This window comes from Oceanobacillus sp. CAU 1775 (assembly GCF_054482815.1).
On the sequence record NZ_JBTLRO010000003.1, the window covers coordinates 255,008 to 272,424 of the forward strand.

Consider the following 17,417-nt stretch of genomic DNA (forward strand, 5'->3'; position numbering starts at 1 on the left):
GAGGGTTTAGTTGTTAAAAATAATACAAATTATTCTAACCACCGCAGTAATTTCATTATCACTATATGGGCTGTTCACTGAAGATTTTACTTTATTTCCACATCTATACTTTCTTGCAGGTATAACTTTTTTTGTGGTAGGTGTAAGAGATATTCGTAAAGGACAAAAAACTTTTGGCTGGGTAACGATAGCAATTTCTCTTTTTTTTGTTTTCATGTCTATTGATACGTTTCTCGCTTAGTAACGATTAGGAATAAATTTGAATAAGGTGTGATAAATATGAACGGATTACTTTGGTTTACACTAGCATTTATCATCATTGGTTTTGCAACTCTTGTTTCTATGAAAAAGACAATGGAAAGAAAGCTCGCTTTTATAAAAGAAGATACTACGTATGATATTGAAGCTTCTAAACCGATTCTTTGGTGGATAGCGGGGTGTACCCTTTGGGGAGTCGTTAGTATTTTTCTAGTTGTATGGAATTTTTCTGTGGGCGGGTAGATAAGCAGCTATAACTAAAAGCATCGAAAGCCAAGTTTACGGCTACGATGCTTTAAATATTAAAAGCTATTTTCTTCAGTTGAAGTTATCTACTTTCATTCACTTAAAAAATGATAACTCACTTCTTTTAATTCTTCATCATAATCTACTTTAAAATCATACTTCTCAAAAAACCAATCATCGCTCTTTTCAATAAAATAAGTAATCCCATCGATTTCTAAAGTCGCTAGAGGATCATTTGGCGTACCGACATTAATTGCTACAGAAAAGTTCTCATGTACTTCTGTGTTTCCATAGACTTTCCCGAAAAATCGGATGCCATCACCTTTTTTAAGTCCAATCTCTTCTATATACCATTCATGTGCTTTTTCAGTTACAGTAATATTCATGGCGTTTACAGATTATCTCTGTAACCTCCTCTCAGCTGAATTCATCTAACGTTAGTTTAGCATAACCTTTTTATATTACCTATAAAAGTGTTTATACGTTCTTGTATATTACCCTTGCTATTTGTATGATTAAACCACTGGAAAGTTTTATCTTTCATAGAAGAGGTGATCTCTTGAGTATTTGGTTATATATCAATATATTATTATTTCTTATTGTACTTTTATCTATTGATTATAGTTTTATTGATTTACCATTACATATTATTCTCGGGCTGGTTGGTCTTTTCTTAGTGCTTTTTAATTGGACAAGGCACGCAGTTTTTTCGACCATTCGTCAAACGGAGAAACGTTCAAAAAAGATAAGACTCGCAAAGATCTCGAAGAAAATTTACCCGTTTCATCGCTATGTCGGTACGATTTCTCTTCTTTTCATTATTGCTCATGCTTGGGTTATTTTTGATACATATGGTTTTCAGCCATCAAGCTGGAAAATGCTGAGTGGCATTGCTGCTAGCTTCGTTTTACTGACCATGGTAATAAGTGGCTGGCTCAGACTATACCTCCCAAGCGGTCGTAAAAGGCGTATACATCTCTATACTGGTTTCACCCTGTTTTTCTTTATCGTCATCCACACCGTTCTTTTCTAGAACATGCACTTGAATCCGTTTACATTAGGTCATAATTGTACTAAAATTAAGATAAATCAATTATTACCAATATAAAGCAAGTGTAGAGCAATTCGACACTCTAACATATATGAGGAGGGTTACGATTGGGGAAGACAAAGCATAGTGGACCAATGAAGTTACCGACGAAACCAGACACAAGCTTATGGGTCAGTAAAGTTCCTTTTGGCTTAGGAAAAGTAAAACCACATCATATTCGTGATATGGGTAAAGTTGTTTGGGAAAATAAAGATAATCTTCCATATGCAAAGCGAATTCTAACGCAGGGGGTTTGTGATGGCTGTGCGTTAGGTGTTTCTGGATTAAAGGATCAGACATTGCAAGGGGTTCATCTTTGTACGACACGTTTAAATGTCCTTCGATTAAACACGATGCCAGCGATTAAGGAATCAGATCTTTTTCAAGATATTGATGAACTTCAAAAATTATCGAGTACAGAGTTGCGAAAGCTGGGCAGAATTCCATATCCATTGATTCGTGAGCCTGGTGATCGAAAGTTTCGGAGATTGTCATGGGATGAGGCAATGGATAGAGTTGCAGGTAAAATGAAAAAGCTCGATCCTAAACGTTTTGCCTTTTATTCAACATCAAGAGGTATCACAAATGAAGTCTATTATACTTTAGGAAAAGTAGCGCGTTTTTTAGGAACCAATAATATCGATAACGCGTCAAGAATTTGTCATTCACCATCGAAAACAGCTTTAACTCGCTCAATCGGAGTTGGCGCATCTACTTGTAATTATAAAGATTGGATTGGTACAGATGTCTTACTGTTTTGGGGATCTGTTGCTGCGAATAATCAGCCTGTATCAACGAAATATATGTATGCAGCGAAAAGGAAAGGTACTAAAATTATTATTATCAATCCATATCATGAACCGGCAATGGATGAGTATTGGGTTCCTTCCATTCCAGAATCTGCATTGTTTGGTACGAAGATTGCCGACGATGTGTATCAAGTCAATATTGGTGGAGATATCGCATTTATGCACGGTATTATCAAACATTGGTTTGAGATGGAAGAAGTTAATCCAGGCTCAGCATTAAATCATGCATTTATTGCAGAACATGTCAATGGGTTGGATGAACTTAGGGAAAAGGTAAAAAGTTATAATTGGGAGCAGCTAGAAGACTCTTCAGGAATAACGAAAGAGCGCATGTTAGAGCTGGCAGAGCTTTTGGCAAAATCAGATTCTGCGGTATTTGTTTGGTCAATGGGTCTAACCCAACACCGCTTTGGTACAGATAATATCTCTCAAGTTGCTAATCTTGCATTATTACAAGGGTTTTTAGGAAAAGAACATAGTGGCTTAATGCCAATTAGAGGGCATTCTGGTGTGCAAGGTTCAGGTGAAATGGGTGCAGATCCGTTTGTGCTGCCAGGCGGTGGAATGGACACGATAAACCGTGAACGTGTAGAGAAAATATGGGGTTTTGAAATACCAAAATGGCAGGGTGATATTGTTGGTGTGTCTTTAGAAAACGCCTTGCTTCCAGAAGAGCACGAAAGAAAACTATCTTTATATTATCTTTCAGGTGGGAACTTTTTAGAAACAATGCCAAATCCCGAATTTGTGAAACGTTGCTTGGAAAATATAGATGTTCGTGTGCATCAAGATATCATATTGAATACATCAACCTTAGCGGATGCAAAAGAAGCAGTAATTGTATTACCAGCAATGACGAGATATGAACAAGTCGGTGGTGGAACTTCAACTTCGACAGAAAGAATGGTCTATTTTTCTCCGGAAATTAAAGGACCTCGAATTGAAGAAGCGAGATGTGAATGGGAAATCTATGTTGATCTTGCTAGGCGGGTAAAGCCAGAAGAATTTGAGAAAGTAAATTTCTCGACCGCTGAACAGATTCGAGAAGAGATCGCGATTGCTAATCCTAATTACGATGGAATTCAACATTTAAAAAATAGAGGTGATGTTTTCCAATGGGGCGGAGCATGGCTTTGTGAAGATGGAATTTGCCCTACACCAGATGGAAAAGGTAATTTAATCACTGTAGAAATACCTGAATTACGGAAACCAGAAGGACAATTCTATGTAACTACTAGACGTGGCAAACAATTTAATTCGATGATTTATGCGGAAACCGATCCATTTAATGAGGCTGAACGTGATGATGTATTAATGAACGCAGAGGATGCAAAGGTTCATGACATTAATGAAGGTGATCCCATTGTCGTTTACAATCAATTTGGGATGCATAAAGGGAATGCTAAGTTTGTAGATATTCGTAAAGGTAATGTGGAACTTCATTGGCCAGAGGGGAATGTCGTTTTACCACAGGGTGTTTATGAAGAGCATGCAGGAATACCGGAATATAATACATCAGTCATTATTGAAAAGGCAGAAAGTTTTTATGCTCATAAGGATACCAAATATGCCGAAAAGCGAGTGGAAGAGTTAGAACTCGAGCCAAGTTGAGGAGGAATCCCAATGCGTAAGTTAGAGAATATGAAACTAGATACGATTCGGATTAAAGGAGAACATCAAGAAACAATGACATCGGAAATCGCTGCTGAGTTTCCTTTGACGATAATGGTTGATGGCAATGAATTTGCAACGATTGTTTGTTCACCAAATCATTTACAAGATCTCACGGTAGGCTTTCTTGCTGCAGAAGGTGTCATACGTACCTTTAAGGAAGTAAAGAAGATTCATATCGATGAGTATACTGGTTTTGCCCATGTTGAATTAGTGAATCCAGTTGAGCCAACAGGCTATGATCACTCGAGTCGTTTCATTGGTTCATGCTGCGGAAAAAGCAGACAGTTTTATTTCAAGAGTGATGCTCGGACGGCAAGGACAATTACAAGTAGGCTACAAATTTCAACATCTGAATGCTTACACTTAATGAAGGAACTAATGAATAACTCCACCGAATTTTCTCGGACTGGCGGTGTTCATAACGCTGCACTTGCCAATACAAATGAATTATTAATGGTACGAACAGATATTGGAAGACATAATACACTTGATAAAATCTTCGGTGCTATGTTACAGGAAAGAATTTCACCGAAAGACAAACTACTTGTCTTTAGTGGTCGAGTATCTTCTGAAGTACTATTAAAAGCATCTAAAATGGGGATTGGACTCATTCTGTCAAAATCTGCTTTAACCGATTTGGCCGTTGAACTTGCACTCGATTTAGGAATCACCATTATCGGTTTTGCAAGAAAAGATCAAATGACAATCTACACCTATCCCGAAAGAATTAGTGATATTGAATCAAATACACCAAAAAGTAGTGTGTAATTTTCATATATTCATAGGAGGACAACGATGATTAAAGTATTATTATTTGCAGAACTACAAGAGAAGGTTGGACAGAATGCACTTGACCTTACATTAAATAAAACAAATGTCAGCAATCTAAAATCCATTCTGGAAAAAGATTATCCAAACTTAAATTTACAAAAAGTAATGACAGCTGTTAATGAAGAATACGCCAATGACGAAGACGTAATTCAAGCAGGAGATACCGTTGCTTTTATTCCTCCAGTAAGTGGTGGTTGAGCATTAAATATGAAAAAAATAGCTGGAATTTTACTTGCTGGTGGTTATTCTAGACGATTCGGGAAACCAAAGGCATTTGTAAAAAAAGATGGAAAGTATTTTTTTCAATATTCCTTGGATGTACTGAATAAAATTGCTGATCCAGTCGTTATCGTGACCAATGAAAAGTTAGAAAGCTTATTTCGTGAGAAGACGACAGTTCCTATTTATAATGATATAGATTCATATAAAGGGAAAGGTCCTTTGGCAGGGATTTATACTGCAATGTCTATGGTAGAAGCAGAATGGTATGCAGTTGCTCCAGTAGACACGCCTTTTATTACAGAAGATATTTATATAGAGTTAATGAAGGAAATCAACGACGAGAATAAAGCGATCATTGCTGTTACAGATGAACATGAACAACCATTAATTGCCTTATATCATTATTCACTTAAAGAAGTTATCGAACAGTTATTAAAAGAAAATCGTTTATCCATAAAAGCACTCCTTAACCAAACACAAACAGCTTATAAATCCTTTACAGAACTAGATTCATTTATTAATATAAATCTACAAAGTGAGTATGAACGATATATAAATGATGGGAGTTAATTCGCCATGCATGATGAAGAATGGGATTTAGGGATAAAAAAGGTGAAGTGCGCAGTTTTGATCATTAGTGATACGAGAGATAAAGGTACGGATAAAAGCGGGAAGCTAATAAAAACTTACTTGAGAGAAAAAGATTATGAAGTTACCGCATATGAAATTGTTCCTGATGAACATGAGATTATTAAAGCAGCAGTAAAATTACTAGTAAAAAATCCAGATGTAGATGCGTTAATCTTAAGTGGCGGTACAGGAATTGCTGCTCGGGATGTAACGATTGAAGCTGTGAAGCCTTTATTTTCTAAAGAGATACCAGGGTTTGGCGAAATCTTTCGCATGTTAAGCTATCAAGAGGATATCGGTAGCAAAAGCATTCTATCACGAGCGATTGCTGGGACAATTAATCATCGTCTCGTTTTTGTAATTCCTGGTTCAACAGGCGCGGTAAAGCTTGCAATGGAAAAGTTAATTTTACCTGAATTAACACATGGTGTAAGAGAATTACAAAAAGATATTTAAAGAAAACAGGAAAACATGATTCAATTAGTTTTCCTGTTTTCTTTTGAAGTCTCCACTCTTCCCACCAGTTTTTTCTAAGAGATATGTTTCACAAATAATCATGCCTTTATCTACTGCTTTACACATATCATAAACGGTTAATGCTGTAACAGAAGCAGCCGTTAATGCCTCCATTTCAACTCCAGTACTTCCAACTGTTTTTACTTCCGCACGTATTTCTAATTCGTAGGTATTTTCTTTCTCTGCAACCCAATCAAAATGAATAGTAACACCACTAATTGGAATTGGATGACACATTGGTATAAGGTTAGCTGTTTGTTTGGCGGCCATAATTCCAGCAATCTGTGCAACTTGAAGAACATCGCCTTTTTTGTTTTTCTGTTCGATAATACTTTTATAGATTTCTTCATTTACTTTAACACCTGATTTGGCAATAGCTACCCTTGCAGTTTCTTGTTTCTCTGAGATATCAACCATTCTCGCTCGGCCTTGCTCATCAAAATGTGTAAACTTCCCCATGTTTATCATTCCTTTGTTTCATATTGTTCTTGCTTTCGTTTCCAGTGTATTATTTTAAATCTAAGCTATCAAGATTTGTGTTCGTATAGAGATCAACTTTTAAGTCATTTTTCTATTTTTAAGACGATTTTTCCCATAATTCTGAAGAAAATAAGTGAAGAATAATTTTATAAGACTTTTTGAGCATTGACGGGTCAATTTCTCACTACAATCATAGTAAAAACTACCTGATAAATTTGTGAAACTCATCACAAATTAATAACTTGGGAAAAGGACAAGTAAACACTATAATCATAGTGTTTACAATGCCTCATTCAGACATACTTTGTTCATAAACTAACATAAATTAGTGATGTAAATCACACTTAGGATCTTGGTTAGGATTTATACTAGAACCATAGATAAGATATAACAAACCATTCAGTCAGGCAGATAACATCAAGAGACCAAGTTATTGATTGGATGGGAGAAAGATAAATCCCTTATCTAATGTAAAATAACAAAAATAAACTTATGAGGTGAGGAAAATGATGAAGAAGAAGATGAATTTAGTTGCTGTTGGTTTAGTCGCTGGCGCTCTGTTGTTATCTGCTTGTGGTGATACGGCTGAAAATGGAAAAGTAAATGAAGAAAATGCTTCTGCAAATGCTGCAGCACCGAATAGTAGTTATAGTTTTGAAGTAGATCCTGTGGATTACACGCCGATTGAGCCTCACAAAGATTTAAACCAAGAACCTGTTCCAGTGAAAATGGAAAGAGTTGGCGAGAACGAAGTAAACATTGAAATGACAACACAAATTACTGACATTGAAATTGCTCCTGGTATTGAGTATAAAACTTGGAACTTTAACGGTGAAGCTCCTGGACCACTTCTAGTAGTTCAAGAGGGAGACTGGATTAACTTTACTTTACACAACCTAGATCCAGCAATTCCACATAGTATGGACTTCCACGCAGTGCATACAGATCCGACAATTGGATTTGCTGACGTGAAGCCAAACGAAACTGGAACATTCCGTTTCCAAGCTAGCTCTCCTGGTGTATTCATGTACCACTGTGCGACAGACCCAGTTCTATCACACATTGCTAACGGAATGCATGGTGCAATTATCGTAATGCCTAAAGATGGCTACCCTACAGATAATGAAGTTGACCGCGAGTTTGTAATCTTGCAAAACGAATGGTACAAATATAACGACTTAACGAACATGATGAATATGCCCCCACGTCAAGTAGTATTCTCTGCTAAAACGCTTGAATATCTAGATGACAACGAATTTGATGGCTATACTTTTGATGGTACGAATAGTAATGGTACAGTTACAGCTCTAACAGAAAACGATCCAGACACAGTTCTTTATGCAAAACCAGGTGAGAAGATTCGTATGTATATCAACAACCTTGGTCCTAATGAAGTAAGTTCATTCCACGTAATTGGTTCTATCATGGAAGATGTTTATCTAGATGGAAACCCGTACAACCACTTAGAAGGTATGCAGACAGTAATGCTTCCAGCAAGTGGTGGAGCAGTAGTAGAGTTTACTCTTAAAGAAGCAGGTTCATACTCTTTCGTAACACACCAATTTGACCACGTATCGAAAGGTGCGGTAGGAACAATTGTTGTAAACGAATCAGGTGGCCCTGAAGGCGGATCAATGATGAGTCATTAATATGAATAAATAACTCAAATATCCCCTTCTTAATCTCAAGTATTAAGAAGGGGTTATCTATGAGGTGATGAGATGAAAATGAAGGTTGGATTGGTATGGATATTCTTTTTCTTATTCATTCCTAGTATGGTTTTGGCAGATGGCGATGCAATCACAGTTACAGATACTAACTCTTTACACACAGCATTAGAACAAGCGGAGGATGGAGATACAATCCTTTTAGAAGATGGAGAGTATCATGGAAACTTTATTATTAAAGATTCGATTACGTTAATAGGAATAGACGATGAAGCTCATGTTATCGGGCCAGAATCTGGATATACAATAACAATTGAAGCAGATGATGTAGTTATTGAAAACTTAAATGTTCAAGGTGGGGGAACGGATGCAGCAGGTATCTTCTCTCGCGGGGACAGAAATGAAATAAAGAATAATCGCATCCATGATGTTTTCCACGGAGTCCTTGTTCGAGAAGGATATGGAAATATCATCACAGGAAATATTATCTCAAGTTGGGATGAACTAACTGGTAGTAAACGTTATGGTTATGCAATTTATGTCATTGAGGGTGACGGAGCAATTGTCACACATAACCAAACGTATAACACGCAGGATGGTGCTTGGATTTCCCATTCATCACTTGCACAAGTAAGTTATAACCGGTTTATTAATGCAAGATATGGTGTCCATACGATGTACTCGGATAATGTCGTCATCACACATAACGAAGTAAGAGGTAGTTATAACGGTGGCATGATCATGCAAAGTGAAAATATTATTATCAAATATAATTATTTCCACTTGAATACAACATCAGATGGATCAGGGATCTTTGGATATGATTTATTTGATTCAACGATTACTGGAAATATTATTCGTGGAAATGCGCGAGGTATTCGGTTAGGTTATGCACAGCGTAACGAAGTTTTTCGAAATGAAATTACTGAAAACGTTAGAGGAATTGAGTTAGGTAAAGGTGCAATAAATAATAAGTTTTACATGAATAATATGACGAAAAATACGCAACAAGTAGTTACGATTCCAGAGAACAAAAATGAATTTAACTTCTTGGGTGCTGGTAATTATTGGGATGATCAAGAAATATTAGACTTAGAAGATGATGGTTTAAATGATTTTGCTTATAAAAGTGGGGATGTATTCTATCAAATGATCGAAAGAGAACCATTCTTACAGATTTTCTTCGATAGTCCGACAGTGCGACTGTGGAATACAATTGAGCAATATACACACATTGAATCAGATACACATGTTATCGATGAGTTTTCACTTTCTGAACCAGTAGTAATCGAACAACAAATCGAAGTAATTATACCTGAAAACAAACAAATGGGCTTTACAAATCCAGTAATACTAATTCCATTATTTACATCTGTCATTGCAATTAGTTTGTTCACAATCTACTTAACAAGGAGGACGTACTTATGAGAAAGTTATTTCTATCAATTTTACTCATTGGATTAATAGGTATATTAGCTGCCTGCGGGGGGACATCGCATGAACCGGTAGATATTTCTATAGACACGGATCAGTGTTATACCTGTCATATGGGAATTGAAGATTTAGATTCAGCAACACAAGTTATTTTAGAAGATGGAACACCAAGAGTTTTTGATGATATTGGCTGTATGTTGGTTTATTTCCAAGAAACAGACGATGAAATAGCTGTTTCCTATGTTGTAGATCGTGGCTCTGGCGAGTGGATTGATATGGCAGATGCATATTTCGTACATGATGAGACGATTCAGACGCCAATGAGTTATGGATTTATTGCTTTTGATTCAGAAGAAGCAGCAACGGCACATGGCAGCGGTGAAGTTATTTCAACAGATGCGTTAAAAGATATTAATGTAAGCGAATTAGAAGATTGGTACCGTGGACATTCTGACGGTCACCATTAAATTGTAAAAAAAGTGATATATTTGCTTAGGAGGGCTGACAATGAAGCTATCCATGTTTCAGTCGATGTTAAAAATGGAAATCCGAGTATTATTGCGAAGTAAGTGGTTATTGAGCTTGTTCGTCCTGTTTATTGGACTATCCTTTTTACTATACTTCTATGGGATTGAATCAGCTAAAAGTACAGCAATACCAGTAGTAGAAAATAAAGGAACAGTTGGTGGCTATGAGTTTTCAGTAGGTGAATTAGATCCAGCATACTTCGGTTTAGAAGAGATTGTCGATGATTCATCCGTCTATAATGCCGATGGAAGTTTATCAGAAATGACACTTACGAATGCATATAGTCGTTCCATTGCAATGTTAATTAACCTAGCACTCTGGATTGTTCCAATTATCTGTCTGATATTAGGGACGAACTCCATCGTTGCTGACAAAGAAGAAGGTCGATTCTCTTTATACCGAACATATAAAATGTCTAATGGATATTATTTAGTCAGTAAATATTTCTCTATTGTGATTACTTTAATGATTTCACTAGGAATGTCATACGGGATATTCGGTATTATCTTGTATTTCATGGGAGCCTTACAAGATGCCGCAATGTTTGGAGCTTTCCTTGCGCTAAACCTATTTATCATCTTCGTATTCTCTGGGCTAGCAATTATGATTGGTTCGTACGCAGTTACACGGATGCAAGGTTTATCACTCGCATTATTTGCTTGGAGTTTCCTCGTATTTATTTACGAGTTTGTTATCTTTTCGATTGTGGATTTCATTCCACATGGACAAAAGTTATCCACATTATTCATATTAATCTTGGCAAATCCTGTAGAGTCCATTCGTGTATGGGCAATTAACCAACTAGGTGCAAATTATATATTCGGATCACAATATTTAATTATTAATGAATGGGGAGCAAGTGGTCAACTAAATATTTATTTCTTCTTATCATTAGCACTTATTATGTTAATATCGCTAGTCGTCTCTGTTTTTGTACTAAAAAGGAGAGTGGCATAAATGGGAAACGAAACGATTGCTCTAAAAATAACTGGCGTATCGAAACGTTACGGTAAGAAAGAAGTATTGCAGCCAACTGACATTGGAATTAAGAAGGGAAAATGTGTCGTTATCTGTGGTGGTAACGGTGCTGGAAAAAGTACGTTAATCAAAATCGTAACTGGTATTGAAAAGGCCACAAGCGGTAAGGTTCAATTTAATACCGAATCCAAAAAAGAGTTTGCATATATGCCTGACCATATGAACTTTCATACGGAACTAACTCCAGTGGAGGTGCTTGATTATTATGCATCCTTCATAGGTGCTAAAAAAGAAAAGATTTCTGAAGTTTTAAAGGTTGTTGGGTTGTGGGAACATCGTAATCGTAAAGTAGGGTCCTTCTCTAAAGGGATGACTCAGCGAGTAAACTTAGCACAAACACTTTTAGCAGATGTGGATATTTACATTCTGGATGAACCAACAAATGGTCTTGATCCATATTGGGTAATCCAGTTTAAACTGATATTACAAGATTTAATAGCAAAAGGTAAAACAGTAATTCTATCTAGTCATATCATGCGAGACGTCGTGGAGATTTGTGATGAAATTGTTATTCTCTTTGCAGGAGAAATACGTACTGCCGGAACGCTAGAAGAAATCTATGCAGAGACAGGCTGCTCTACACTTGAAGAAGTTTTCCTATCTATGGTAGATGAGGATCTAGAATCTAAAGATGAATTGGAAGTAGCGAATTGATTTTATATAAGGATAGATCTAATCGATAAGCATAAGACCTTAATTTTAGTTAGAAGGTGTTATGCTTTTTAGTTTGGGTAAATATATAAATACAGTGCTATTCATTTTCAATTCTTTTAAGAGGAAAAACCCGCTTCGGAAATACACTACGCTTTCCGCGGACGGCTGGTGAGCTTCCTCGCACGCTATGCGCGCTCCGGGATCTCACCGTTGCCTTGCTTCCCGCAGGAGTCTTCGTATATTTCCGAAGCTGATTTAGTCTTCTCCATTATTAATGGGCAAATCTCTATAATAGCGTGTTTTTAAATAAACTATTAAAACGCCTGGTACGATTGACTTTGTTTAATTTTTTGTCACAATGGGCAAAATGAATATCGAATATGCGTTCGTTTTTCTTAAGTTATTTTTCTATATGTGTTAAAATAATAAAGAGTTATTTTAGTTAGGAACGGAGGCAATGCTTGTGGAAAATAAGTTTGAGTTAGTATCACATTATCAGCCAGCCGGTGATCAGCCCAAGGCAATTGATGAACTCGTCCAAAAGGTTCTAGATGGTCAACACCATCAGACATTGCTAGGTGCTACTGGGACGGGTAAAACGTTCACCGTATCGAATGTTATTCAAGAAATTAATCGACCGACACTTGTCATTGCTCATAATAAAACATTAGCAGGACAATTATATAGTGAGTTTAAAGAATTCTTTCCAAATAATGCAGTAGAGTATTTCGTCAGCTACTATGATTATTATCAACCAGAAGCTTATGTACCTTCTACAGATACATTCATTGAGAAAGATGCAAGTATAAATGATGAGATTGATAAATTAAGACATTCAGCAACATCTGCTTTATTTGAACGTAGAGATGTTCTTGTTGTTGCAAGTGTTTCTTGTATATATGGTTTAGGTAATCCCGAAGAATATCGAAGTCAGGTACTTTCGCTACGGATGGGAATGGAAAAGGATCGAGATCAACTTCTTCGTGACCTTGTTGATATTCAATATGCACGTAATGATATTGATTTTCAAAGAGGTACTTTTCGTGTGCGAGGAGATTCTATAGAAATTATTCCAGCATCAAGAGAAGAACGTTGTCTCCGAGTTGAATTTTTCGGCGATGAGATTGACAGAATTCGTGAAGTTGATGCGTTAACTGGAGAAATTATCGGTGACCGTGAGCATATAGCAATTTTCCCAGCTTCCCACTTCGTTACTGGGGAAGAAAAGATGAAAATTGCCATTAAAAATATCGAAAAAGAACTGGAAGAAAGATTAAAAGAATTTCAAGCAGAAAATAAATTATTAGAAGCACAACGTATCGAACAACGAACAAATTACGATTTAGAAATGATGCGTGAGATGGGCTTTTGTTCAGGGATTGAAAACTATTCACGCCATCTGACGCTAAGAGAATCAGGAGCAACACCTTACACACTATTGGACTTTTTCCCTGAAGATTATCTTATTGTTGTTGATGAGTCTCATGTTACATTACCGCAAATCCGTGGAATGTATAATGGAGATAAAGCTAGAAAACAAGTCCTAGTCGACCATGGTTTTCGTTTGCCATCTGCACTTGACAACCGTCCATTACAATTTGAAGAATTTGAAAAGAAATCAAATCAATTAATATATATTTCAGCTACGCCTGGTCCGTATGAACTTGAACATACGCCAGATATGACGGAGCAAATCATTCGACCAACAGGGTTACTTGACCCTGAAATAGAAATACGGCCAATTGAAGGACAAATCGATGATTTAATTGAAGAAATTAATAAACGTACAGAAAGAAATGAACGCGTGCTAGTAACCACGCTTACGAAAAAAATGTCTGAGGACCTCACAGATTATTTAAAAGAGTTAGGAATGAAGGTTTCTTATTTACACTCTGAAATTAAAACACTTGAACGAATTGAAATTATTCGAGACTTACGTTTAGGAAAATATGATGTACTAATTGGGATTAACCTTCTAAGGGAAGGTCTTGATCTTCCTGAAGTGTCGTTAGTAGTTATTTTAGACGCAGATAAAGAAGGCTTCTTACGTTCCGAACGATCACTCATCCAAACGATGGGGCGTGCAGCACGTAACGAACAAGGTAGAGTTATTATGTATGCTGATCGAATAACCGATTCCATGCAAAAAGCGATCGATGAAACAACTCGTCGTCGTAAAATACAAATGGAATACAATGAGAAACATAATATTACACCAACTACGATTAAGAAAGAAATTCGTGACATTATTCAAGCAACTGTTGCTGCCGAGGATTCGGAAGCTTATGAGAAGAAAATTACGAGCTTCTCACAAGTTACGAAGAAAAATCGCCCGCAAGTTATTGAACAGCTTGAAAAAGAAATGCGAGAAGCTGCGAAATCACTTGATTTTGAAAAAGCGGCAGAGTTACGAGATATTGTTTTCGAACTTAAAGCGGGAGGATGAACTTCTATATGAAATCAAAGGAAATAGTTGTACAAGGTGCTAGAGAGCATAATTTAAAAAGTGTAGATGTCACGATACCTAAAAATAAATTAGTCGTCGTAACTGGACTTTCCGGATCTGGAAAGTCTTCTCTAGCATTTGACACGATATATGCGGAAGGGCAGAGAAGATATGTTGAATCTCTATCAGCCTACGCAAGGCAATTTTTAGGACAAACAAATAAACCAGATGTTGATTTAATTGAAGGATTATCACCAGCAATTGCAATTGACCAAAAAACAACGAGTAATAACCCAAGATCAACGGTTGCAACAGTAACCGAAATATATGATTATTTACGCCTTTTATACGCAAGGGTCGGGCGTGCGATTTGCCCGATTCATGAAATAGAAATTAGTTCACAAACGGTTCAACAAATGGTTGACCGTGTGATGGAATATCCAGAAAGAACAAGAATGCAGATTTTAGCGCCAGTAGTTTCTGGGAAACGTGGCGAGCATGTTAAAGTTATTGAAAAGCTTCGTCAGGAAGGATATGTTCGTCTTCGTGTGGATGGTGAAATGCTTGAAATAAGTGATGATATTGAATTAGAAAAAAATAAAAAGCATTCGATAGAAGTAGTTATCGATCGAATTGTTGTTAAATCTAATATCGAATCAAGACTTGCAGACTCCTTAGAGTCAGGACTGAGATTAGGAGATGGCAGAGTTATCATTGATGTCATTGGAGATGAAGAAGTTATCTTTAGTGAAAACCATTCTTGTCCGATCTGTGGTTTCTCTATCGGTGAAATTGAACCGCGATTATTCTCTTTCAACAGTCCGTTCGGTGCTTGTCCTACATGTGATGGACTTGGTACAAAGCTTGAAGTAGATTATGATCTCGTCATTCCCGATTGGGATTTAACGTTAAATGAACATGCAATCCTTCCATGGAAACCAATTAGCTCACAATATTACCCGCAGCTCTTAAAGAGTGTTTGTGAGCATTTTGATATCGACATGGATATTCCGGTAAAAGATATACCGAAGAAACAAATGGATATCATTTTATATGGAAGTGGAAAAGAAAAAATTCGTTTTTATTTTAAGAATGACTTTGGAAAAGTTAGAGATGTCATGATTGCATTTGAAGGTGTAATCCCGAACATCGACCGTAGATATCATGAGACATCATCTGACTTTACAAGGGAAACACTAGAAAAATATATGGCAGTGAATAACTGTAAAACATGTAAAGGCCACCGTTTGAAAAAAGAAGCTTTATCTGTATTAGTTAACGGAAAACATTTGAGTTTAATTACAGAGCTATCAGTAACAGATGCACTTGTCTTCATCCGTAACTTAGAACTGACAGAAAAAGAACAGCAAATAGCAAGATTAGTATTAAGAGAAATCGATAACCGTTTAGAGTTTTTAAATAATGTGGGCCTTGATTATTTAACTCTCTCTAGAGTAGCTGGAACACTTTCTGGTGGAGAAGCACAAAGAATCCGTTTAGCAACCCAAATTGGTTCAGCACTAACAGGTGTTTTATACGTTTTAGATGAGCCGTCAATTGGACTTCATCAACGCGATAACGATAAATTGATTGCGTCTTTAAAAAACATGCGTGATATGGACAACACATTAATCGTTGTAGAACATGACGAAGATACAATGCTTGCAGCTGATTGGTTAATTGATATTGGCCCAGGAGCAGGCGAGCATGGTGGAGAAATTGTAGCAAGTGATACACCTGAAAATGTAATGAAAAACGATAAGTCACTTACAGGAAAGTATCTGTCAGGCAAGGAATTCATTCCAGTACCTACAAAAAGAAAAAAAGCTGATGGAAGATATATCGAAATCATCGGTGCAGAAGAAAACAACCTGAAAAAAGTAAATGCTAAAATTCCGATTGGTATTATGACAGCAGTAACAGGTGTTTCTGGTTCTGGAAAAAGTACACTGGTTAATGAAGTTTTATATAAAGCTTTAGCAGTAAAAATTAATCGAGCAAGACTACAAAAACCAGGAAAACATAAAGAAATTAAAGGAATCGAGCACATCGATAAGATTATTGAAATCGATCAATCACCAATTGGACGAACACCACGTTCAAACCCTGCGACGTATACAGGGGTCTTTGATGATGTTCGTGATGTGTTTGCTTCTACAAATGAAGCCAAAGTGCGTGGTTATCTAAAAGGAAGATTTAGTTTCAACGTTAAAGGTGGACGATGTGAAGCTTGTCGTGGAGATGGAATCATCAAAATAGAAATGCACTTTTTACCTGATGTTTATGTTCCATGTGAAGTATGTCATGGAAAACGTTATAACCGTGAGACATTAGAAGTAAAGTATAAAGGGAAGAGTATTGCAGATATTTTAGAAATGCGTATTGAAGAAGCATTAGAATTCTTCTCACCTATTCCAAAGATTAAGCGTAAAATTCAAACGTTAGCAGATGTTGGGTTGGGTTATGTAAAACTTGGCCAACCTGCTACAACATTATCTGGTGGAGAAGCACAGCGTGTAAAACTTGCAAGTGAACTGCATAAACGCTCAAATGGAAAATCTATTTATATTTTAGATGAACCAACAACTGGTTTACATTCACATGATATTCGCAGATTACTTGAAGTACTTCACCGTCTCGTTGAGAATGGTGATACGGTATTAGTTATTGAACATAATCTTGATGTCATTAAAACAGCAGACCATATTATTGATATGGGTCCTGAAAGTGGGACAGGTGGCGGAATGGTCGTTGCAACTGGAACACCAGAACAAATCGCAAAGAAAGCTGATATTTCCTACACAGGAAGTTATTTAAAACCAATCCTAGAACGTGATCGGAAACGTATGGAGAAAAGATTAAATGAAAAAGAAGTAGTAAAATAAACAGAAAGA

Annotated in this window: 17 protein-coding genes; 15 read left to right on the plus strand and 2 right to left on the minus strand. The window is 36.6% G+C overall.

The features are described from left to right. Positions 1–10 precede the first annotated feature (10 nt). Both ACXYMZ_RS07385 and ACXYMZ_RS07390 read left to right on the plus strand, forming a co-directional pair. Positions 11–241 carry a hypothetical protein gene (locus tag ACXYMZ_RS07385; protein ID WP_458947743.1) on the plus strand — a complete coding sequence of 77 codons (231 nt, stop codon included), beginning with the start codon at positions 11–13 and terminating at the stop codon, positions 239–241. A 38-nt stretch (positions 242–279) separates the two neighbouring features. Next, positions 280–501: a hypothetical protein gene (locus ACXYMZ_RS07390; RefSeq protein ID WP_458947744.1), complete on the plus strand. Its 222-nt coding sequence runs from the start codon at positions 280–282 to the stop codon at positions 499–501. Between the two features lie 95 nt (positions 502–596). On the opposite strand, the gene ACXYMZ_RS07395 is transcribed toward ACXYMZ_RS07390, so the two are convergent. Continuing rightward, complete coding sequence (locus ACXYMZ_RS07395) at positions 597–890, minus strand: HesB/YadR/YfhF family protein (RefSeq protein ID WP_458947745.1); 294 nt, start codon at positions 888–890, stop codon at positions 597–599. Positions 891–1,063: 173 nt separating this feature from the next. Here ACXYMZ_RS07395 and ACXYMZ_RS07400 point away from each other — a divergent pair, with 173 nt between their 5' ends. The 6 genes from ACXYMZ_RS07400 to ACXYMZ_RS07425 all read left to right on the plus strand — a co-directional run bounded on the left by ACXYMZ_RS07400 (position 1,064) and on the right by ACXYMZ_RS07425 (position 6,216). Further along, positions 1,064–1,537 carry a hypothetical protein gene (locus ACXYMZ_RS07400; RefSeq protein ID WP_458947746.1) on the plus strand — a complete coding sequence of 158 codons (474 nt, stop codon included), beginning with the start codon at positions 1,064–1,066 and terminating at the stop codon, positions 1,535–1,537. A 125-nt stretch (positions 1,538–1,662) separates the two neighbouring features. Then, positions 1,663–4,014 (plus strand): FdhF/YdeP family oxidoreductase, encoded by a 2,352-nt coding sequence (locus ACXYMZ_RS07405; protein ID WP_458947747.1) that lies wholly within the window; start codon positions 1,663–1,665, stop codon positions 4,012–4,014. Positions 4,015–4,026: 12 nt separating this feature from the next. Next, the gene (gene fdhD, locus ACXYMZ_RS07410) at positions 4,027–4,845 is read left to right on the plus strand and encodes a formate dehydrogenase accessory sulfurtransferase FdhD (protein WP_458947748.1); all 819 of its coding nucleotides are present in this window, start codon (positions 4,027–4,029) and stop codon (positions 4,843–4,845) included. A gap of 27 nt (positions 4,846–4,872) precedes the next feature. Continuing rightward, a complete protein-coding gene (gene moaD, locus ACXYMZ_RS07415) occupies positions 4,873–5,106 on the plus strand; it encodes a molybdopterin converting factor subunit 1 (protein WP_458947749.1) in 234 nt (77 codons plus the stop codon). A gap of 9 nt (positions 5,107–5,115) precedes the next feature. After that, positions 5,116–5,700: a molybdenum cofactor guanylyltransferase gene (locus tag ACXYMZ_RS07420; RefSeq protein ID WP_458947750.1), complete on the plus strand. Its 585-nt coding sequence runs from the start codon at positions 5,116–5,118 to the stop codon at positions 5,698–5,700. Positions 5,701–5,706: 6 nt separating this feature from the next. Beyond that, complete coding sequence (locus ACXYMZ_RS07425; RefSeq protein WP_458947751.1) at positions 5,707–6,216, plus strand: MogA/MoaB family molybdenum cofactor biosynthesis protein; 510 nt, start codon at positions 5,707–5,709, stop codon at positions 6,214–6,216. Positions 6,217–6,240: 24 nt separating this feature from the next. On the opposite strand, the gene moaC is transcribed toward ACXYMZ_RS07425, so the two are convergent. Further along, positions 6,241–6,735, minus strand: coding sequence for a cyclic pyranopterin monophosphate synthase MoaC (moaC, locus tag ACXYMZ_RS07430; RefSeq protein WP_458947752.1), 495 nt, complete (start codon positions 6,733–6,735; stop codon positions 6,241–6,243). A 530-nt stretch (positions 6,736–7,265) separates the two neighbouring features. Between moaC and ACXYMZ_RS07435 the strand changes: the two genes are divergently transcribed. The 7 genes from ACXYMZ_RS07435 to uvrA all read left to right on the plus strand — a co-directional run bounded on the left by ACXYMZ_RS07435 (position 7,266) and on the right by uvrA (position 17,408). Continuing rightward, on the plus strand, positions 7,266–8,405 hold the full coding sequence (locus ACXYMZ_RS07435; RefSeq protein WP_458947833.1) for a multicopper oxidase domain-containing protein: 1,140 nt from the start codon (positions 7,266–7,268) through the stop codon (positions 8,403–8,405). Positions 8,406–8,477: 72 nt separating this feature from the next. Then, positions 8,478–9,851 carry a right-handed parallel beta-helix repeat-containing protein gene (locus ACXYMZ_RS07440; RefSeq protein WP_458947753.1) on the plus strand — a complete coding sequence of 458 codons (1,374 nt, stop codon included), beginning with the start codon at positions 8,478–8,480 and terminating at the stop codon, positions 9,849–9,851. Then, the gene (locus tag ACXYMZ_RS07445) at positions 9,848–10,324 is read left to right on the plus strand and encodes a nitrous oxide reductase accessory protein NosL (protein WP_458947754.1); all 477 of its coding nucleotides are present in this window, start codon (positions 9,848–9,850) and stop codon (positions 10,322–10,324) included. Before ACXYMZ_RS07440 ends, ACXYMZ_RS07445 begins: the two co-directional genes overlap by 4 nt. 40 nt (positions 10,325–10,364) lie before the next feature. After that, positions 10,365–11,342 (plus strand): ABC transporter permease subunit, encoded by a 978-nt coding sequence (locus ACXYMZ_RS07450; protein WP_458947755.1) that lies wholly within the window; start codon positions 10,365–10,367, stop codon positions 11,340–11,342. Next, positions 11,343–12,077 (plus strand): ABC transporter ATP-binding protein, encoded by a 735-nt coding sequence (locus ACXYMZ_RS07455; RefSeq protein ID WP_458947756.1) that lies wholly within the window; start codon positions 11,343–11,345, stop codon positions 12,075–12,077. A 463-nt stretch (positions 12,078–12,540) separates the two neighbouring features. Next, positions 12,541–14,523 carry an excinuclease ABC subunit UvrB gene (gene uvrB, locus ACXYMZ_RS07460; protein ID WP_458947757.1) on the plus strand — a complete coding sequence of 661 codons (1,983 nt, stop codon included), beginning with the start codon at positions 12,541–12,543 and terminating at the stop codon, positions 14,521–14,523. Positions 14,524–14,531: 8 nt separating this feature from the next. Next, positions 14,532–17,408: an excinuclease ABC subunit UvrA gene (gene uvrA / locus ACXYMZ_RS07465; RefSeq protein WP_458947758.1), complete on the plus strand. Its 2,877-nt coding sequence runs from the start codon at positions 14,532–14,534 to the stop codon at positions 17,406–17,408. Positions 17,409–17,417: the final 9 nt, after the last annotated feature.